This window comes from Gracilibacillus sp. Marseille-QA3620, assembly GCF_054950035.1.
Genome location: NZ_CM143102.1, coordinates 1,861,860 through 1,883,707, shown reverse-complemented (window position 1 = coordinate 1,883,707; position 21,848 = coordinate 1,861,860). Strand labels below are relative to the sequence as shown.

Annotated in this window: 12 protein-coding genes; 3 read left to right on the top strand and 9 right to left on the bottom strand. The window is 35.2% G+C overall.

Going from position 1 to position 21,848, the window contains the following annotated elements:
- Positions 1-47 precede the first annotated feature (47 nt).
- The gene (locus ACY8DX_RS09525; protein ID WP_462406694.1) at positions 48-1,061 is read right to left on the bottom strand and encodes a hypothetical protein; all 1,014 of its coding nucleotides are present in this window, start codon (positions 1,059-1,061) and stop codon (positions 48-50) included.
- A gap of 338 nt (positions 1,062-1,399) precedes the next feature.
- Positions 1,400-2,209 (bottom strand): hypothetical protein, encoded by an 810-nt coding sequence (locus ACY8DX_RS09520; protein ID WP_462406693.1) that lies wholly within the window; start codon positions 2,207-2,209, stop codon positions 1,400-1,402.
- Positions 2,210-2,627: 418 nt separating this feature from the next.
- Here ACY8DX_RS09520 and ACY8DX_RS09515 point away from each other — a divergent pair, with 418 nt between their 5' ends.
- Complete coding sequence (locus ACY8DX_RS09515; protein ID WP_462406692.1) at positions 2,628-3,602, top strand: hypothetical protein; 975 nt, start codon at positions 2,628-2,630, stop codon at positions 3,600-3,602.
- Positions 3,603-4,143: 541 nt separating this feature from the next.
- On the opposite strand, the gene ACY8DX_RS09510 is transcribed toward ACY8DX_RS09515, so the two are convergent.
- Entirely contained in the window at positions 4,144-4,278 is a 135-nt protein-coding gene (locus ACY8DX_RS09510; RefSeq protein ID WP_462406691.1) for a hypothetical protein, read from the bottom strand.
- Between the two features lie 70 nt (positions 4,279-4,348).
- Between ACY8DX_RS09510 and istA (ACY8DX_RS09505) the strand changes: the two genes are divergently transcribed.
- Both istA (ACY8DX_RS09505) and istB (ACY8DX_RS09500) read left to right on the top strand, forming a co-directional pair.
- Positions 4,349-5,602, top strand: a complete 1,254-nt coding sequence (istA, locus tag ACY8DX_RS09505; protein WP_049669382.1) for an IS21 family transposase — start codon at positions 4,349-4,351, stop codon at positions 5,600-5,602.
- A complete protein-coding gene (istB, locus tag ACY8DX_RS09500; protein ID WP_049669381.1) occupies positions 5,599-6,360 on the top strand; it encodes an IS21-like element helper ATPase IstB in 762 nt (253 codons plus the stop codon). Before istA (ACY8DX_RS09505) ends, istB (ACY8DX_RS09500) begins: the two co-directional genes overlap by 4 nt.
- Positions 6,361-6,529: 169 nt before the next feature.
- Here istB (ACY8DX_RS09500) and istB (ACY8DX_RS09495) read toward each other — a convergent pair whose 3' ends face one another.
- The 6 genes from istB (ACY8DX_RS09495) to pglX all read right to left on the bottom strand — a co-directional run bounded on the left by istB (ACY8DX_RS09495) (position 6,530) and on the right by pglX (position 21,848).
- The gene (gene istB / locus ACY8DX_RS09495) at positions 6,530-7,252 is read right to left on the bottom strand and encodes an IS21-like element helper ATPase IstB (protein ID WP_462405992.1); all 723 of its coding nucleotides are present in this window, start codon (positions 7,250-7,252) and stop codon (positions 6,530-6,532) included.
- 17 nt (positions 7,253-7,269) lie between these two features.
- A complete protein-coding gene (gene istA, locus ACY8DX_RS09490; protein ID WP_439803018.1) occupies positions 7,270-8,778 on the bottom strand; it encodes an IS21 family transposase in 1,509 nt (502 codons plus the stop codon).
- A 508-nt stretch (positions 8,779-9,286) separates the two neighbouring features.
- Positions 9,287-11,956: an N-6 DNA methylase gene (locus ACY8DX_RS09485; RefSeq protein WP_462406690.1), complete on the bottom strand. Its 2,670-nt coding sequence runs from the start codon at positions 11,954-11,956 to the stop codon at positions 9,287-9,289.
- Between the two features lie 1,662 nt (positions 11,957-13,618).
- The gene (gene brxL / locus ACY8DX_RS09480; protein WP_462406689.1) at positions 13,619-15,670 is read right to left on the bottom strand and encodes a protease Lon-related BREX system protein BrxL; all 2,052 of its coding nucleotides are present in this window, start codon (positions 15,668-15,670) and stop codon (positions 13,619-13,621) included.
- 20 nt (positions 15,671-15,690) lie between these two features.
- Positions 15,691-18,252 carry a BREX-1 system phosphatase PglZ type A gene (gene pglZ, locus ACY8DX_RS09475; protein WP_462406688.1) on the bottom strand — a complete coding sequence of 854 codons (2,562 nt, stop codon included), beginning with the start codon at positions 18,250-18,252 and terminating at the stop codon, positions 15,691-15,693.
- 68 nt (positions 18,253-18,320) lie between these two features.
- Positions 18,321-21,848: a BREX-1 system adenine-specific DNA-methyltransferase PglX gene (gene pglX / locus ACY8DX_RS09470; RefSeq protein ID WP_462406687.1), complete on the bottom strand. Its 3,528-nt coding sequence runs from the start codon at positions 21,846-21,848 to the stop codon at positions 18,321-18,323.

Here is a 21,848-nt window from a genome sequence, read left to right as displayed (position 1 = left end):
AGCACTCATTTCTTTAAGAAAAATGAGTGCTTCAAACCTTTTCAATTTTAGTATCTTATTGTTGAGCTTTTTTGTGCACTCTTATCATAACCTGTACCAATAGTAATTGACGGCGAACCAGAAATTGTTATTCCACTTACTGCAAGAATCTTATGAGCAAATTGTGAGAGAACTTTTGTATCATAACCTTTGAATTTTGTTTGATAAAGTGTAAATTTTATTGTACCTGTTTTATTTTGTTGCGTAGCTGAGGTATTTGATTGCTTTGTAGAAAATACTATACCTTTATTAGGTGTCTCTGTTTTTGACCAACTTTTTGTATTTTTTAATGTAGTATACTTACCCGTGTACCAATTACCTGAATAATACTTAGCCGTAGAAGAAATACTTTTTGAATTTAATCCTCCACCCCAAGAAACACCAATATAATCACTAAACGTATCTACAAAATATGGCGTTTTCCAGTTATATGTAACAGTCATACTATATGACGGCGCACTACTTGTAGAATTATTCACCTTTGTCATAGCGAAAGACATTTTTGAAGTAGCAATACTCCCAGAAGTTGTTACTTCTTTATCACCATTATCTTTTTTGACTTTATAATTTGGGTTCTTTTCTAATGATTTCTTAATCATTTTGTACTCGGGTGAACTTACATGATATCTCTCCTTCATTTCTTTTTCATTTAATGAATTTATTTGTTTTAAATTATTTCTAATTTGTTTTACATCATCTGCACTAAACCCATCCTCAAAAAGTAAGCTATCATCAGTATTTGTAAAGTATTCAAGCATTGATAAATTATCTATATCCATTATTGAAAAATTAACATCTACTAAATCCGGATTTTTATTGATTGCTTCTGCTATTTCCCTTTTATCTTTACTTTCCATTTCTTCTAATGTGTCAGCATCATACCCTGATTGTTCTAACACTTGATCAACTTTAATATCTGATAATAAATCATTAGAAGATGCTTGACTTTCAGCAAAAGTAGAGTTGACCAATACGCCACTTGTCAAAGCAACTACAGTCATCATACAAACGAATTTATTCATTTTATTCTCCTAACCTCTTTAAATATTATTTTGTGACCAATCCCATATACCTCCATTCTTAATTAATAAAAAAATGTTCCGAATAAAGCCCAGATTAATAAATTATACCAGTAGACATAGTCACAATAAGCAAATTATATCAGTATTTGAATTTATTTCCAACATTTTATTCACACTATTGTAATAATAGTTTCAATTTTGTAATAAATTTAACAGAGATAATTATTACTATACAAAACTATTTAAAGCGAATCTCCAGGTAGAAATGGAAGAGGATTGGCTATTTTCGAGGAATGACAGACATAAATCGCATAAACCTCTAATTTATGTAAAACTAATTAATTATTGAGCCAATTATATAATGTTGAATTCGAATCCAACATATAGTGATCGTTTTTATCCTGTCCAAGTTCATACATGACCTTTCGATAGTCATCAAAGTCATCTGAATGTTTATAATCAGAATTAGCGGTGATGATTTTTAACGATTGATAAGCATAGCTTTTCACATTTTGTATGGGCACTTTCCGATACCGTTCACTTTCAATCGTATCTGTCGCAAATTTATCAATCAATGTGACCCATTGTTTTTTGGAGTATCTCCCAATAGAGAATTCGCGATAAAACTGATGACAGGCATCGATTAATAAGGCTTTGAATCTAGCAGGTGATATAGGTTCCTTGAAATTACAATTGAAATCAGTTAAAGGTTTATTAAAGGGTTTATTTATCGTTTTATTATGCTGCTCTACCGGCTGCTCAGTAAGAGTATCAGAAGGATGCTCATTCGGCTGTTCACCTTCTTGAGTGACATTCACGATATAGATATTGGCTGATTGCTGATTATTTTTCCTTTTAGCATGATTAACAGACAAGACCCCTATTTTGGACAAGAGTCCAAAGAATCTTCTCACAGATGATAAGCTGACTTCCATCCTAAACCGCTCCTCAAACATTCGTAAGAAGTTGTGATACGTAATCGAAAATACGCCTTCCGCATTGACGGCTAGATCGGATACAAGATACGTCATTCTTATTTGCAAGTCTGTCAGTTCCCACCTGTCCTTAACAGCTTGGACAAATTTCTCTTTGTTATATGTACCTTTACTGTACTTAACCAACTCTTCTGGTCTGCCGTTAACTAACACCGTAAACCTCCTCCTTGTCATACAAGAAAACTTCTTAATAACACATAAGAAAAATTCCTTGTGAGTTTTCGGAACCATTTCTAGAATGGCAGGTTTAAGCGAATAAGATTTCTTGCCTGCTCTTCTAACCATTTCCCCATAGAGGAAATTAACATTCCCTCCTGTAGATAATTCCGAACCTTAGCCTCTAATAGCCATATACGAGTTTTCAATATCAGCGGGACCATAAAAAATTAATTTTATGGTTTGCTCCAGCTAGTTTAGTATCGGTTATTTAGTACATTTCACCAAAGTAGCGCAAGAACCACTTTATTCCAGTGTTTACATTACTATTTTTATCGGTAATCAGATTAGATTGAAAAACGAGTTGCGATGGAATAAAATGTAAATAATATAATAATAGAAAGGAATTATTTATATGGGTGTTAAAATAGATAAAGCAATTTACACTAAAACAAAAGAAGAGATAACACATATTGAAGCAGATAAGCGAGAACTAAACAAAGAAAAGTTCACCTGCGTTGATTGTGAGAAAGAACTAAAATTTAGAGTATCAGGAAAGAGAAGATTAGAAGATAGGACAATAGATATATCTCCTTATTTTTATTTAGTTAAGGGAAGAGAACACGGAGAAAATTGTAAGTACAATACATTTGGACAGATAGAAATTATCGCACGTAAACCAATGACATTGAAAGAATTTATGAAAAAAAAGAAACCAAATCAATATGCGATAAGGCTGCAAGTAGTTAAGGATGCAATGGCAGAAGCACCTGTAGAAGAGGAAGAGAACATAAATTCAAAACCAAAAGATAAAAAAGATACCCCAGAAATAGAATATAAAAATGTAGGAACAATGGCTCCTTATCTCAGCCGAATGAAGGATATCATGATACTGCGTTCTAGTATGGAAAAAAATAGCGATATCAAAAAATATCTAAAATTAGAATATAATAACAAGATGATTAGTTGGGATAAATTCTACTATGGTCCAGAACACGTTGATTTCCTAGAACTATCAAAATATTTTAGGAGTAATCCAAAACCGAAACACCCTGTTTGTATAGAAGGAGTAGTAAAGGGCTATGAGTGTAAGACAGATACAAAAGGTAGAACATACTATTCTTTTAAATTAGTAAAACCCTATGTGAAAGATATTCATTTAGATGGATATAAGCATGTCCCAAATGTGAGTGTAAATATTTCTGATGAAAATGAAGCATTAATTTATTTTATGAAAAAAAATTATAAAGAAAACAATAACCAAATTATATTATATGGAAATCCCAGTATAAAAATTGGCCAACAATCTAATGTTAAATATCATAATATTATTATTTGGATAAATCGAACAGCACAAGTGCATTTATTTAATGATATATTTGATAAATAATTTAAAGAATAAAAAGCTAACGCATATATATTTAAAGTGTACCCCTTATAAAAGACATTTTGAAAAAGCCTAGGGAACTAGTTGAAGCCGTCGACTGTATTTTTGCAGGCGGCAACTTCTTTAAATTTCATTGCCCTCGATAATGATTACATTTCCAGGTACTCCCTTGTTTAAAGTTACGCTGTAAGATATTTGGGCATGTGCGATGTTCCTTTGTTGCCTTGATCATCCGTCGACATGGTACGCTCTTCGAATGGGACAAATAATCACGAATTTCTTCATAATGCGGCCCTGCGTTACAGAAGTGTCATTTTAATTTGACGTGTCCTCGCGAAAATGATAAGCCTTTAGAATCATTCTCTTACTCTTTCAACCGCTTCATCTTTAGCCTTGCGCTTTTGGGCTGATGTTTCTAGAAAGTAGTTGTAGTAACCTGAACGAGATACGCCCAATACTTCACATAAATAGCTCACCATGCGTTTTAGATTGTATTTCTCAATCGTATGCTTAATCAGTTCAAACTTCCATTTTGGTTCGATTATTACTTCTTTAACAACTGTCTTTCGAGAAAGGCCAGCTCTTTTAATAGTTTATTCTCCGCCTCAAGCATTCGATTTTTTGCTTCTAACCGTTTAAGCTTTTCCTCTAGTGTCACTGCCGGAGTTAAAATACTCAATAACACCGATTTAAAATTCCTCACTAATCACGGATAATCGACGTATCACTACAAAAGAGAGGGATCGTCGATGTTGAAAATGGGGGATTTTATAATGATTCGAGAACTTTATCAAAAAGGATGGACATTATCAGCTATTTCAGAGGAAACAGGATTCGACCGAAAAACCATTCGAAAATATATTCATTCTGAAGAAACACCTTCTTCAAAATCGAGAATGAAACGGAAAAGCAAGTTAGATCCCTATAAGGCGTATCTCTTACAAAGAATTCAGGAAGGAACCACAAATTGCGTGGTCTTGCTTGAAGAAATTACAGCAATGGGGTATGAGGGGAAGAGTACAATTTTACGAGATTTTGTGCAGCCCTTCCGGGCACAACCAAAGAAACAGGCCACTAGGCGATTTGAGACACCTCCTGGGAAGCAAGCTCAAATGGATTGGGCGGAAGTCGGTGAAGTAGTGATGGATGGTCATCCACAAAAGGTTTATGCCTTTCTCATGATTCTGGGGTATTCCAGGATGAAGTATATTGAGTTTACGACAGATATGAAGCTCGAAACATTGATGAAATGTCACATGAATGCCTTCTCCTATTTTAACGGCATTCCGAATCAGATTCTCTATGATAATATGAAAACCGTCGTGACAAAGCACAGTCCAACAGAGATTCGTTTTAATCGTACGTTTGAAGATTTTTTAGCCTACTATGGGGTCGTCCCGAAAGCTTGTAAACCCTACCGCCCACAGACGAAAGGAAAAGTAGAAAGAACGGTGGATTACCTAAAGAAAAATTTCTTTCAACGAAAACATGAACCTACGCTGGAAGCATGGAATCATGACATACAGATATGGTTGGACAAAACAGCTAATAAAAAGAAAAATGAAACGACACAAGAACCGCCGGTTCAGCGTTGGCAAACGGAACAGCCACAGCTTCAAGCCTGGGGAATAAAGCCGTTATTCCCAACAAGCCATTGGGAAGTGCGGGAGGTAAGCAGAGATTGCTTTGTCTCTTACTTAGGAAAGAAATACTCTGTCCCTTTTCGGTATGCCGGTCAGAAAGTTAAGTTGAAAGTGACATTGGACAAACAGTTGGAAATATACGATGCACAAGACCGCATTGCCCAACATCCCATTATGACAGGAAAAGCACATATGCATATTCAGTTGGAGCACTATGAGAAGTCAGAAGAACAACAAAAAGAGCAGAAACAACAGAACTCCCCTGGTTTGCCGACCCCGGATTTCTGTCCTTCTACTCCACAGGTGGAAGCTCGATCTCTAGCCACCTACGCCGCACTCGAGGGGAATGAATCAGAATGAAATCCAGCCTTGAAGAACGACTCATCCAGTTGGGCTGGCATGACACAGCCAGTCAATTGGATGATCTGGTAGAGAATGCTTCTACCCATAATGTATCATATTTTGATTTTCTGCACACGGTTGTTTTACAGGAATGGGAACGTCGAGAATCAGCTAAATTAGAAAATCGAATCAAGCGCGCCAAACTTCCTTATACCAAAACCATTCATGACTTTGATTTTACGTTTCAGCCAAGCATCAATGAGCAACGTGTAAAGGAAACCCTTACCTGCCGGTTTATTGCCAATGGAGAGAATCGTCTTCTTTTAGGGCCACCTGGTGTAGGGAAAACCCATCTCGCCCTCTCTTTTGCCTTAGAAGCTCTGGCAAAGGGACATACCGCCTTGTTTTTGACGGCTGACCAAATGGTGGCAGAATGCCGTAAGGCAGAAACAAAAGGAAGCATTCCTAAATTGGCACAAAAATGGAGCCGTCCAGATTTATTGATTATTGATGAGGTGGGATACTTTCCTTTTGACGAGTTGACGGCAAATGTCTTTTTTCAAGTGGTATCCAAGCGATATGAACATGGAGCGATGATTTTGACCTCGAACAAATCATATATAGAATGGGGCAAAGTGTTTGGGGATGATGTCTTAGCGACTGCCATCTTAGATCGACTCCTTCATCATGCGGTTACCTTCAATATCAAAGGAGATTCGTATCGTTTGAAGGAAAAGAAAAAGGCTGGGATTTATCCAGCAGCGTTATCGAAGTAACGGCATCAGTGGGGAATTTTATTCCGGTGATAGTGGGGAAAACTAAAACGGTATTGACACTCTAGTGTTAATTCTCGATTTGCCGGTCTTCCAGAATTGATTTTACTTGTTGTAATCGTCAACCCAAAAGTTGACCATGTCGCTCATGCAAAAGTTGACCACCCTCTTGTTACTTCGAATAAGTCTCTTTGAGACGATAGCTTTCTCCATTCATGGGGATGATGTGTGCCTTATGGGTTACTCGATCCAACAAGGCGGCGGTCATCTGTTCATCGTGAAAGACCTCTACCCATCGACTAAATTCCCGATTACTCGTGATAACCATACTGCCTCTTTCATAACGTGCCGAGAAAAATTGAAAGAGTAATTCTGCTGCTTTCTGGTGGTAGGGGATATAGCCCAGTTCATCGACAATTGTGACATCTGCGGCCAACCATTGCTTTTCTAACTGAAGCAGTCTTTTTTCGTCCTGAGCTTCCATCAGTTCATTGGATAGGCGGGCGGCCGTATAGTATCGTACAGTATAGCCCTGTTCAATCGCTTCTTCTCCTAGCGCGATGGATAAATGTGTTTTCCCTGTTCCCGAGTTCCCGATGAATATGACATTCCTTTTCTGTTGAATATATTCCCCTTGAAAGATGTCCAACATGCGCCTTTTAGGTACGTGAGGGGCCTCTTCAAATTGAAAAGCGAGAAGGTCTTTATGTACCGGAAACTGCGCTTTTTTTCTGGCTGTCGCTTTCTTTTTGATTTCTCGCTCAGCTACTTCAATCGCTAATAAATGAAAAAGAAAGTCTTCATAGGTGATTTGTTGCTCATTTGCTTCACGCAAATAAGCGTCCACTTGCTCACGTATGGCTGGTAATCGTAATCTTTTTAGATATTCATCCATTTGATATCGATGTGTGCTCAGTGTAGATACCTTCCTTTCTGTAATAATTGATCATATGGATCGAAAGTAGGCGCCTTGACTGCGACAGATTGGTCCATTTTATAGTTTATGGGGGATGGCTTCATGATTTCTGGCTTCGTCATTAGATACAGATAATGCTTGACGCTATCAGCTGTATATAGCTGCTCTTTTACACTACTTTCAACCGCCTGTTTGACCGTTTCGATCGAGAACTCCCGATGGAGTTTTAGTAGTTTAATGAATTCTTTTCCATGCCCATATTTAGAAAGAGTACGACGATAAAATTCTTGATAACTGGCAGGAAGGTTCGCTCTGCGGACAGGGCGTGCATGCGGAATGGCCCTTGGTTTTCTCTCTAGTTCATCCAAATAATGATCCACTTCAAATACTTCATGAAATCTTTCATAGGAACGTTCATGCTTCGCTACACATTGCCCGCCTAGCCAGATCTCAATATGATTGACATAGGCATATAGGTGAGCGTCTTTTTGTCCTGCATATCTTGTTGGGACGGAGTAGGCATTGGTTTCAAAGTTTACCAGGGACAGGCTATTAACACTGGCTTTCACCTTCCTGGCACAAGGATGTTTACTGATGATCGGCAATAGTTGCACACGCTCTTCCTGAAATCGTTCACCCACCTTTTCGTTTGTTTTGGGTACGAAGGTTTCTTCATAGGCATTACATTGTTCCATTAAATAGTGATTCAGCTCCAGAATTTCACTAACCTGAGGAACCGGCACAAGGAATTGAGCTCTGGCTGTTTGTACCAGCTTCTCCACTTGTCCCTTTTCATTTCCTTTGGCGGGTGCACAAAATTGGGCATCAAAGAGATAGTGGGAGCGAAACTGGACAAAAGCTTCCTGTTCTTCTCGCTTCGTTCCTTCTAACACCTTCTTTACAGCTGTTTTCATATTGTCATAGACTATCGTTTTCGGAACACCACCAAAGTAATCAAAGGCGTCTGCGTGGCCTTGGAATAATGCCTCTTGACGTTGATGCTGAAACACTTTTACAAATATTTTGCGGCTATACAAAAGTCTCATACAAAAAAGCATGACTTTCCTTTCAATCCCATTCAAACACACAATGACTTCTCCCCAATCAAATTGGGCATGTTCGCCAGGATCGAATTCCAACGGTATAGAGGAATTTGGGGTTTCTTTGAGCTGCTTGTATTGGCGTACAAAACGGCGTACGGTGGATTCTCCGCCTTTAAAGCCGTATTCTTTTACCAAGCGTCTGTGGATTTGAGCAGCACTATGACGCTGTTTTACTGGGGCTGTTTCATCCTCCGTTAGCCATCGGATAATGGTAGATTTAACGGAGTCGATGACCGGATTGGCAACCGGCTTTGATCGTTGATAGGTTGGAATTTCATTCTGTTGTATGGCTTTTCGTATCGTTTGCCTGGAGAGATTGAGATCTTTTGATAATTGCCGAATAGATCGACCTTCTTTAAAGTGCAATTTTCTGATAAGCTCTATATTAGCCATCTTTAACATCCTTTTTTCCTCCCAAATCATAAAGTTCTCGACAAACTCAATGATAAGGGATTGGGTGTTAAGGGTGGTCAACTTTTTGATTAGCGAATTGTACTAAAGTGGTCAACTTTTATTTTAGCGTTTACACTTGTATCCTATAAACCTCCTACACCGGATTTATACACCGCTCACCACCATTTTCCGGCATTTCTGATACGGTTAATATCGATTAAATCAGCCTTTAGGCCAGCTTCTTCAAATATTTCGCGAGGGAATTTCCTTTCTCATTATCTGCAATAAAATGACGTTTAAATTCATCTGTATTAGGTAATGGATTTATCACTTACGGCTTTCACATAAGGAGTCTCCTTTTAGTAGTTCATGTTCTTTTTGGGTCAATAATCTTTGGACATTTTAATCCGCTTCGATATCTTTTTTCTCATTATAAACTAAAGTACCCCATCAGATGGACTTTTTTCAAAGTGTCTCTCTGATAGGGTACTTTCTACTAGTAGTAGAAGGATTTATATCAATTTGGTGGTTTAAAAGCTGATAAGATATCTTTTGCTACTTGATTATTTATATCTACCGCCGATTCAAATGTCTCTCTAGCCTGTCTTCTTTTCAGCTCTACCTCACGTAACATTTCCTCTGCCTCAGACAAATAATAAATTGCATTATTGATAACATCTATATTCGGTATTGGAATAATAAGGTTAGCCAAGTTTTCCCACTTAACTCTTGTTCGGCTAATACCAGTTGCAGAAAGTAATAAGTTTGCCCGAGCCTCCGGGCTTCTTAAAAGCAGCCACACTAAGTACTTACTAACATTTTCCAACGGCCTAAGTACTGTATATTCACTTGTAACAACAGCACCATCTAGTTCTGACGGGATTATTGCAGTTGCCCCATAAGTAGCACCAATGTTACTAATTACTATATCATCTTCATGTACTAAATACAATTTACTATATTTACTATCAGAAGCCAAAATAGTGTCGCCTGCTTCCGCGTACCCATCGTATCTAACCCTTACATAAGTAACAACTTCAGTGCTATCTCTAGTAACTATAGTGTTTCTTTCATCAAATTCTACAAGCTCCACTAAGTCAGCAAAGTTAACTACATTATAATGATTTGCTATCCACTCATCGACATTTCTATTAGGTTCGTACAGACACGACTTAACATCTATTCTGTCTTGAATTTTTTCTGCAGGCACTACAAAATCTGAAACTGATGAATCACCGTTAAGAAAACTAGTATATAACCTATTAACAGTTTCAATTTCTTCGTCAGCTTTTATTCGATTTTCTCTATCAATCGGTAGTACTCTTTGTCTAGCAGGATCATCGATACCAACATATCTACACGGATACATAAATACTGACGATTGTTGTTCACCGGCATCAGGATCCTTTTTCTCCAAGATGATTATTGATGTTTTAACTCTTGCTTTAGACCTCTGAAAAGCATCACCAGGAAGTGAAATAACTGCTTTAATAATAAACATATCCCTGATTTCATTTCTGAACCAAGCATAATCTCTTCCACCTAGAATGCCATCATCTATTACAGTTATCATACGTCCTCCATCTTTTAAGAGATCATGATATCTTTCGAAGAACATTAAGGAAGATTTTAAGCTTTGTCTTAGAACGCCATTATTTCGACCAATTCTATAAGAATCAAGTATTCTAGATTCTGTTTCTGTTCTTCTATCATATGTCTTTGCAAAAGGTGGATTAGTTATTACTACATCTACAAAACCATCCGGATTCGTCACTAATCTTCTTAGTTCATTTTTTTCTGATTCCATTTCTATTGAATCATTTGCGTTAACACGCACTTCTTTATCAAGGGCATCTGCTTGGTAAATACTACTCCCGCCATCTCCATGTAAATACATATTCATTCTAGCAATTCTAGCAAGTGCAGGTTCTTTTCCTACATCGATACCATAAATTTTATTTAAAGCTATTTCTCTCTTCATGTTTTGTTTTTCTTCAATAGATAGAGAATTATTTCTATCAACTTTTCTCCACATATCTCCAAGAGTTTCAATTAAAAAGCCACCAGTACCTGAACATGCATCTAGAACTGATTCTGTATATCTAGTACCATCTTCTTTTAAGAAACCAACTTTAACATTAGCAAGTTTCGCTCCTAATTTAACGACACTTCTAGGAGTGAAAAACTGTCCTAAGTCTTTCCCTCTCATGGTAGCATTCAAAAAAGTCTCAAATAGACGACCATTCAGGTCCGCGTCAATACCAAACAGGAATATTCCCTCAAGTTTTTCTACCACTCCTTTAATTGTTTCAGGGGATAGATTTATGGTTTCATCCGCATCAAATATTCGTCGTTTGTTACCCTCTGATATTTCCCTTTCAAGTTGATTCAATAATTCACTAAATTGAATCGTTGCTAATGGATTCGGAGTATCCTCTTCTCTTTCTATAATCCATTCTTTTCTGAATTTCACTTCATTTTTTGGTACATGAATGACATCTCCACTTGCTAATTGAGGATAAGATCTAAGAATTCTTCTATCTGATAATAATTTCAAGAATACTACCTTCACAAATTCTTCAAATGCTGCTGATTGACTCATAGCATCTTTTTTATAAATATGTTGATGACACCATGCAAAAGCAGCATTAATTTCTTCTAAAGGTAACTTATACATTATATGGGTATTCTCTTGATTGATTGATTCGACAGTTTCTTGAGTTTCTATTGAGGAATAGGATAATATATTTTTAAAATCTTCAAATTTTTCATTTCCAATTTGAAAGTCTTCGAACTCCAATTCCATAATGGGCTCGTTGCTATCCCAATTAAAAATTTTTGTTTTATAACCATTCGTGAGGACAAAAAATTCAACTGGATTCTCATTACGATATGTTTGATTTAACATCAAACAATATCCCGAACATTGACCAATATAATTGTCAATGTTCTCATTAGGAGCTTTAGCATCTAGTATCCACTTAATATTCCCGTTTACTTTTAACGCATAATCAGGCTTATATAAAAGATTTCTACTACCTTGAGCTACAGTTAGTGCTTGTATACTTGTTTTAGGCATAATACTAGCATCTTCATATCCCATATCATTTAACATTCTATTAACAAAAAAGGACTCTACCGAAGCTTCATTGGTTAAAACATTATCTTCACAATATTTATTTTGCATACATAATCCTCCCATGACTTCCAATCATGAATATATCACTTTAATAATCACTTAATCGGTTATTCCCTATTTTAACATATGATAAATCATTGTGATATAAAAGAGAATATTTGTTCGAAAAAATTAAACCTCAAGATATATAACCGATATTCCAATCACCTTACAACCTTGTCTATATATGATAGAATAATGGATTACACTCTAGTATATAACCCTAGGTTAAATCAGTTTGCCTATATTGAATTCAATGAAACTATAGGCACATTTATATGTTTATGCGATTCTTTGGACACGTATAGACCAACTGAAGATTTGCAGTTGGTCTATACCTGATCATGGAGGGCATTATCAGCATAATAGATGGAGCCAAACATTAACGAGCAACGGGATCTTTCAGAGTATGTCGAGAAAAGCCAACTGTGCAGACAATGCGGTGATGGAAAATCTCATTCTGAAACAAGTGATGTATTATGGTGAAGCTTTGGTATCATATAATCGATTACTACAACAACAAACGCATTAAGCAAAAATTGTCTGGGTTTAAGCTCGGTTCAATTCCGAACTAAAACCAGACAATTAGAGGCATCATCAAAAACGGGATAACTACCAAATATCCCTATGTAAAAAGCCTAATTTCCTTAAATGTCTAAATCTCCGCCGGAATTTCGCTAACTATTTCAGATAGGACCTTACAATAAGCTATTAATTTCCTATGAATTAGGCAAGATTTCATGAAATACACTATATTTTTCAATAATATCTATGAATGGGCCTTTATCTTTTTTTTGAAAGCAACCCTCATTATAATAGCAAGATTCGTGCCATATTGTATAATTGATATCAAGTACAACATAGTGATGAGATTCTAAAACTATTCTACAATATGGACATAATATTTTTTTCATCCTGAAACAATATCTCCTTTCTATAACAATAACCACATTACACCTTAACCCTATTGCCATATCCTGCGTCAATAACTTCATGCTTCTATTTAACACCTTAAGTGTTCATAGAAATTAACTGATTGTAAACAAAAACTTTTAATATATTTTTATTAGAGAATATATAACTTCAAGCAAAAAGAAGCTCCCTTGATATACTTACAGTATGTTTTCCATAATTAAAATTGTGTCTTTAGTAAGATAGATGCGAATAGTTACACATTCTTTTTTATGATTAGTGATTTCCAGTATAGGTCTTGTCCTTAATGTATTTCTTTCGTTCTCTTCATCAATTATTAATTACCCAAGTTGCTGTTCACCGAAAAGAAGCCTGATCTGTAAGTGAAACAGGCTTCATCCATTTACCTCTTGCTCATTTGGAAAATCAATTATCCCTAAATATCCACTAAAAGATCTCTAAAAATGGTATAGCACCTAGAATTTTTTTCAATTGACTGCCTCACAAATGACATTATATCTTTACTTTTGTAAGAACTCGTCCACGCTTTGAACCATGAATTCTCATACTCATAGCTCATGAGGAATTTATCATTGCTATTACCATACGATAATGAAATCATAAATAATTCTTTTAATCCTCATGGGATTTGCATCTAAATATTCAATAAAACATCGTTGAACATTCAACATGCTTGTAGTACTAAAAAGAGACGCTATAATAATATTTATAACCTCTCTTAAGATACAAAACCTCTACTTAACTTACTCCTAAAGCCTTAAAAACAGCATCAATCGGGTCTGAATAAAATATAGGTTGTACTTTAATTAATAAATCCGATGGAACAGTTTGAAAGTCAACAACAGAAGATGCAGGGATTAATACCTTTTTAGCTCCAGCATCTACACAAACTTGTAAGTTGTTTGCGAGTTCTTCAACCTTCTCTATTGTTCCACCTACAGTCATATTACCTAAAATTATGGTACTTTCTTGTACAGGTTTCTCTAAAGCACCTGAACATAAGCCAATCAATTCTGCAACGGCTAATTGAGAAGTTAAACCTATTCCTTGTAGGTCAGCAATGTGCATTAGGTAATCTTTGGTCTTAATCACTATCGAACCACTAATACTTTTACTGTTAGCAGTAAAGTAACGATATGCTGTCTCTAAACTTTCCTTTACTGCTCTGTTTGATCCAACTCCTGATTTTTCAAATTTACCTGAGCCAGAAACAACCTGATTTTCTAGTTTAAATACTCCAATCATACTCGATTCACCGACTCCAACAGTATAAACATGACCTGGTTTCCCCATACCTTCTGGAATCAGTTTGCCACCGCCCTGCTCAGGAACAGATACATGTTCTTCTTGCAAGGATTCCTTATCTATGTAGGAAAACATCACATCATAGAATTCCATTCCTCCAATTTTCTTTAGCTGTTCTTTTACACGTCTACGTCCTTCAAGAGCATATTGAAGAACTTCTTCAACATCCTCTCTTGTATACTCACCGTGTGGATACAATAACTTCATAAGACCTGATACGGTCTTTCTAACACCAATAACATCACGTTGATTCAAGTTATTACCCAATTTGAAGAATTGATCAATGCAATCACCAAATGATTGCTTTCTCATTTCCCTAAAATACTCTGCTAAATAATCAACAATGAACCCATAACGATTAGTAAAGAAGTCTGGCCGCATTTTTGGTATCTCCCACCCAGGAAGATAATAATGTATTCGATCAAAAAACGCTGAGTCATTTGCCATTTCCTCAGGGAATGGGGCAAATAAATGTGAGGTTTTAATTAAAGAATCAACACTTTGATTGATATTTCCCACAAAAACCATAGAAGCAGATGCAGCTTTCTCTTCTTTTCCTCTGGCAAATGAACCACTTGCCATGTAATCCTTCATAATTTGAATGCCGTCTTTATCCTTAAACTTGATGCCTGCAACTTCATCAAAGGCAACAGCATCCCACATACCAACTAAACCAATTGTTCTAGAAGACATATTGTAAAAAAGATTGGCTACGGTTGTCTGGCCCCCAGAAACTAAGATAGAGTTCGGTGATATTTCCTTATATACATGGCTCTTGCCCGTTCCCCTAGGGCCAAGTTCACACATGTTATAGTTGTTTTCTACGAGTGGGACCAACCTTAATAGCAAATGCCACTTTACACGATAATTTAGCTGAGTAGGCTCCATTCCTGTAGAACGAACCAGTATGTCAATCCATTCATCTTTGGTAAACTCTTTTCTTCCCTCAATAATTTCATTTAAATCCATATTGGGCATTTGAATTGGTTTGAGATTACCAATGCTGAACGGACTCATATTCTTTTGTTCTTCATCGTAGAAGTAATCAAGTTTCAACATACACCAGATGCCACCAGATAATAATTTATCAAACTCCTTAACATAATTTGAAGAGATTGGCACTTCTTTTAATCCCAAATTCGAAAACTCTGCTTCATATACATCTTTCTTTGGATTTAAACGGACAGTTACTTTATCAATGACAGAATATTGGCCAATTTCTCGTATCTTACTTTTAATCTTCTCCGCTTCATCAGGTCGTACAAAGTTCTCAGAGAGTATTTTCTTTACCCTAGATACTCCTTCTTGAATGCTTTCATTATCGTCAGTGGCTGCATACATACCTAACAAATATTCAAGTACATATACAGGCACATTAGCTCCTTCTTTAATGAGTTTTGTTAAATCTTTCCGAACAACACGTCCTCCAAAGATGGAATTTAATTTTTTATCTAATTCAAGCGTATTTACCTCATTCTCAATCAATGTTATTTCCCTCCCTTATCTTAGAAATCAAAATCACTGATAATCCCCAAATTAATGTTAAATGGTATTTTTTCTAAAATGACACCTGTCTCTATATCTTTAATGATTAGAAAATAATGTTTATTTCTATCATAATTTATTGTTTTTAATGCAAAACGTAGCTTAAATGTCCGTTCTTCTGGATTTTCTGATGTACGATCTCCAATAATTGTTTCTTCATTAGAAATGACACTATCTTCTTCATCTGCCATATAAATCACTACGGTTCTAGAAACAACTTTATCTTCTACTTTTTCTGTTTGGAAGAAAGAAAGATGAAATAAACTATTCGTGATTTTTCGTATTGAACTTGTCAGCTTGATATCTACCTTTACAATTTCTTTACTGTTCGTTTGGCCTCTTCGGATGTTTTTGTATTTAATTAAAGGCACAACTACTTCTTGAAGACTTGCCCCTCCGTGTACAAAATTCACACCTGAGCCTTGTAGTTTGAATCGAATTGTTGCTTTTGGAACGTAGACATTTAATTGATGCTTATTATGAATAACGGAATCTAAATTGATATTTAATATGCCATCCATCTCTCGTTTTTCCTTTGAGAGCATGTATCTTCTTTTCATCTCAATCGTATGGATATCCTCTTTCTCCATTTTATCACTTTCAAGTAACGCATCTCTTTGATAGATAAATCCATGGTCAGCAGTAATCAAAATATTTGTTCCAGATAAATCATCTCGAATAATTTTTGTTAACGTATAAATCTCATGGATTGCTTTTTCAATTGCATCAAACGTATAAATTTCAGTAGAGGCTTTGTCGCCCATTGCATCAATTGTGTCGTGATAAATGTAAATGAGCTTTTTCCCTTTAAAATACTCTCTCCTGCCCGCTTTGTTCATCGCCAACATTTCTTGTGCATAGATTGCCACGCTGTCTGCAACAGTCGATTCAATAATATCCTTACGTTTTTCAATCCCACTAGAAGTCTTACCATCAACAAAAACCCTTGCATTCTCATCAAAATCAATCAACTTATGCGGTAATAAAGAAGCCATGCCAAGTTTCGTAACAGATGGAATCACACTAAGGACTGGTTCTATTTCACACGCACCTAATGTTTCTGCATTAAGCTTTTCTACTATCTCAACGCCTATTTCATACCGTAAAGCATCCGAAACTATGACAAATATCCGTTCTCCCTTAAGTATTTTTGGAGCAACATATTGTTTATAAAAATTTTGTTGATTTGTAATTCCCGGAAGAACCCATTTATCTTTTAAATCTGATTCTACAGCCATAGACCAATGTGAGCTTAAATCCCCTATATACCAATTTGTATAAAGATTTTCCACCATTACTTTTAATTTTTTCAGAATTTCACTATTAGGCTCATTGTCATAAGCAACATAAAATTTTCGATAATATGTATCCATTAAATAATACTCATTTACATAGCTCTTCCACATATCAATCACAGAGCCTTTTGGGATGCCTATATTGTATTTCTTGTAGAATTCATACATTTTTACTGTATAGAATAACGCCTCATAGATACACTGAAATCGCTCGTAAAAGTGTTTAACTCTCCTTAAATTAATGAGCTTAATGTATTCCTCATAATCCTCATGCTTTGCTTCAAGACTATTCACAATATAAATAATGATTGCCTTATCAAAATAAGGGAATGTATCAGCATTCTTAAAGGCTTCAATTGATAATGGTCGAACAATATTAGCCAACTGTATCTCTTGTTCTACAATTTCAGCCAACTCATTGTAAATCATATAATCAACCTTATGATGCATCCAATGATCTATAAAGATTAAGCTGTTTGATTTGTTTCTTTCAGCAATGTAACTTTTTATATTTGAAAGCAACGATTCCTCAATTGAATGACTAAGGGTTGTGACAGTTAAGTGAATGAATAAAGTCTTCAACATACGATTTTCCTTATCATAGGCATACAAATTTGAAACATACTTCCAGAAAACATTGATATCAAAATACTTCTCCATTGAATGAACGTATTTATTCTCTTTTTCTGAAAGACTTTCTTTCAACACTGTTTTTAGTACCTCTTCAAAATCAGGTGTTTTTAATCCAGATAAAACACTCATAATAGCAACTTCAATCGTTTCTCTCGAAAAGTCCTGAATCCCGTAGGACTTGAATTTTTGAGTATGCTTTTTGATAAAAAATTTCTCGTATTTCTTTACAGTTGCTCGTAGTGATGAATCAATTCCTAATTCATCTAACAACAAGGAAATCTTGTCTGCATAAAACACCTTTGAATAGTAAACCGTATCAATAAGCCAATTTTCCTCTACACTTAAATCATCATTTGTATAAACAAGGTAATGAGAAGTTACATCTTCCTCTTCAAGCAAATATTTTGTATAGAAATTATTCTGCTCTGTTAATTGATGAACTTTTACATTACCAATGGATATTTGCTGAATTTCCTCAACAAACTCTCTATCCTTATCCACCCAAAAAACAATCCTTCTTTGTTCACCATCATTCAGTGGTTCATTAAACGTATAAGTTAATGCGGAAATCACCTGTTCTAAATTCAACTTCACTCATCCCTTTACAATAATCTCCATAAAACAAGGATACACCAGTCATAGCTGGTATATCCTCATGACTGTTATTTTATTTTTGGAACAAGTCCTTTAAACAAGTCGTAATTATGTGTAAAACCATCATCCAAGTCTATTCCTATTTGTTTGTCCGCCATATTGTGTAACAATTCATCGTACTCTTTTAGCTCTTCAATTTTCTTATCTAATGACTTCAATTCATTCTTAGCATTACTAATCTCTTTGGTAGTATAATCACCTTCAATAATACTCAGTAATTCTTTCTTCTCAGCATCAAGGCGGATTTGATATTCGTGTAAATAGTCGGTCCTAATACGAGATAATGTTGTCTTATCATATCGATGCATATAAATTAAGCAGTTAAAAGCCTTTTGCTTACCAGAAGTAAATAACCAATATATTGGTCGCTTTTTATACGTTTGAACATGATCTTTAAAGAAATCATTTAGAAAATAGCGTCTGATTGTCTCTTTTGCTGTTTCTCCTTTTTTCTTGCTGAGAGTATCAGCAATTAATTCAAGGTTCTCTGCTAATGTATCTTCCCCAAATGTCACTTGAACAAAGTCAATGAAGCTAGAAACAATATCTTCATCAAAATATGAACCATCAAGTAATGGGAGAATATTGTCTTGAACTGGATGAAGTGTTTGATATTTATTCGGATTGAATTTTCCTCCTGCATAGACAAGGCCTTCTTCATCTAAAGAATAACGACCAAATATACAGCCAATAGCATAGGAGATAAATGATCTTATATCTCGTACTATTTCAGCTTTCTTTATAGTTATTTCTTCATCAGATATGTCTGGAGATAATATGTCATTCAATTGAAATTTGTTAATAAAGATCCTATTTAAACTTCGCTCATTCTCTTTCAATAAACGAAACTGTTGCTCAGTGAAACCTTTCCATTTTTCAAAAGCCACTGCTATCTTTCCAGAATCAGTCGAATAATTTATAAAAGGATGTTTTTTAAAATCCCATGACCTCTCGTAAGAATCCCAATCTGTCTTTGCTATCTCGACACAATCAAAGGCTATTTTTCCAATTTCCTCCTCATTACCTTGGAATATTATTGGTAAATTACTAATCTGCCCAACTTCATAATTCATAGTAGGACTCATGAATTTTAACATTTCATTTATTAATCTCGAATTTAACGTTCCTAACAAAACATAGAGGTTTTGGTCTGTAAATATTGAGCAACCAGCAACATCAAATATAAAACCTTGTGGAATATATCTAAGGGAAATGGAGATATTTGTTACTTTCCCCCAAGAAATAGCCTCTTTAAAATAAAAATCGGTATTTTGAGGTCTTGATTTTAATTTTCCATTCTCACCATAATTATTTCTTATTTCATCCCCATCATTTTCCCAATTAATAATATACTCATTTTTTCCATACCACTTATGGTAGCCTCCACCTTTATTGTAAGGAAACCACTTTATTCCACTCTCTCTAGCAAGTTCTCTACTTCCAATATCGAACCCTATTTTATCAATAGCTACTTCATGCCACACTCTCAAAAATCTATTATTGTCTCCTGTTGCTAACCCTTGTTTAGCAGAACTTACACTTGAAAGGTTCTCTGAACTAACAAATATATCTAAGATCCTTTGGTCAATCCAATAGGCAATTGGCATACCTGGAATAGATAAAAAATTTGCTGTTTTGGCTGTGTAGCGAAAATCTACATTTGGATCAGTAACTGCTTCAAGAGTTTTTAATGGTTGAGCAGATATTCCTTTAAAATCAGATAACCTAATATACTCACCTGAAGTATTTGAGTAATAATTCCTAAGTGTGAATGTGCAAACAGGGACAACAGCAACTTCAAATGAGTTATATTCCAATTGAATTAAAGTACTTATATCGCAATTTTTAACAATTTCTTTTCTTATATCTTCATATGAAGATATAAACATCCAAACATAAGGTGTAATAAATCCTAATTGACCACTTTTCTTAACTTTCCCAATACAATATTGCATAAAAGCAGAAAACAAATCAGATTTTGTGGTTGGATAATTTTCCCCTATATATTTTGATAATTCCGCACTCATATACCGATTACCCATATATGGAGGGTTGGTTACCAAAATATCATAATTTTGAGTCATTATTTCTATCTGTTTTAACAAATTGGGCAATATGGATAACACTCTCGATCTTATTTCCTCTTCAAACAGGTCACTTGCTGGACTCTCTTGTATTTGTGCCAACCTTTTTTTCAGGTAATCCCATTCATAATCTGCAACTATCAATAATGAACCAATTGACTTCCCATCTATAAACTGACTGACAAATTCTTCAACTTTTTCATAACACTTTCCACTACTTTCCCCTGCAACATAAGCAATATCATCATTATTTAGGCTATTTGTTTCTTGGATCGCTGCTAAATTTAAGGACAATCCTTCTCTTTCAATACTTCTTAAGAAACGACTATTATATTCTAATGCTTTCATTACAACGGAAAAACTAGCCAGTTGAAATGCGCGATCATCAATATCCAACCCGTACAAATTATTTTGGATAATTAATCTTGGTATTTCCCTATCTATATAGCCACATTTGCTATAAATTTCATACAGCACATCAAACATATAAACAAGGATATGACCACTACCCATTGCAGGATCAAAACACTTGATATCCTCTACTTTAAGTTCTTTATTAATGTACGGAGCGAGCTTTTCCTCAAAATCTGGTTCAGGGTTTGAATTTTCAAGATAAAATTCCCAGTTCCCTATAAGGTCTCTGTGTTCTGTGTGCGACTCTACCCAATAACGACCTAATGAATTTTGCACCATATAACGCACAATCCAATCTGGTGTAAAAAGCTGAGTAGCATATGGGATTTCCTCTGTTTTATATTTTTTCTTCGCCTTAATCACACGATCTTTCTCTTCTGCTATATAGTATTGATATAACCAACCTATGACTTCAACTTTCTGCCAATTATATTCTGGAATAAACTCTATATCAGTCATTTGGCGAATAAATGAATCCTTTGTCAACAGCCCCTCTGGAAATAGAATTTCTGTAAAATCATCAATCGTTTCAAACATGAATGGTAAAAACCTATTCATGTCATTACAATGTTTAATAATTAAATACTTAAACAACTCTTCCGTTTCATTGTTTAATTTTAAATTATAAATATGCTCTTTATCTAATTCGACCTCTAAATCCAATTCCAAAGCTTCATTTAATATATCTGGATCAGCACTATTGGGATTTGAAGATGACAACACTCTTACCCCTGTTGGAAGATAATCATTTACTTCCATGAAACGTAGTGCTGTGAAACGATTAAACCAAGTATATGCAACCTCCTCCATAACTTGTTTAAAACCAATTTGACTGATGCGAGCAATTAATTCATCTCTTTGAGTTTTTTCTTGCTTTGATAGCTGTCTGCCATCTATAAAAAATGCATCCGAGCTTTCAATGTCTGCTTTTTTTATCGTTTCTTCTGTAATTCCAATCTTCATTGCCTTTGCTTCTACTTTTTTCAGCAGTTCTTTTCTAGCATTTGTCGCAAAGGTTTTCAGAGCTGATTTATCCAT

Bases quoted from the DNA above. Each gene is read 5' to 3' on its own strand.
- pglX (WP_462406687.1), bottom strand. From the start codon at position 21,848: ATGGATAAATCAGCTCTGAAAACCTTTGCGACAAATGCTAGAAAAGAA.
- ACY8DX_RS09525 (WP_462406694.1), bottom strand. From the start codon at position 1,061: ATGAATAAATTCGTTTGTATGATGACTGTAGTTGCTTTGACAAGTGGC.
- istB (WP_462405992.1), bottom strand. From the start codon at position 7,252: ATGGATGAATATCTAAAAAGATTACGATTACCAGCCATACGTGAGCAA.
- ACY8DX_RS09485 (WP_462406690.1), bottom strand. From the start codon at position 11,956: ATGCAAAATAAATATTGTGAAGATAATGTTTTAACCAATGAAGCTTCG.
- istA (WP_439803018.1), bottom strand. From the start codon at position 8,778: ATGTTAAAGATGGCTAATATAGAGCTTATCAGAAAATTGCACTTTAAA.
- istB (WP_049669381.1), top strand. From the start codon at position 5,599: ATGAAATCCAGCCTTGAAGAACGACTCATCCAGTTGGGCTGGCATGAC.
- ACY8DX_RS09515 (WP_462406692.1), top strand. From the start codon at position 2,628: ATGGGTGTTAAAATAGATAAAGCAATTTACACTAAAACAAAAGAAGAG.
- istA (WP_049669382.1), top strand. From the start codon at position 4,349: ATGTTGAAAATGGGGGATTTTATAATGATTCGAGAACTTTATCAAAAA.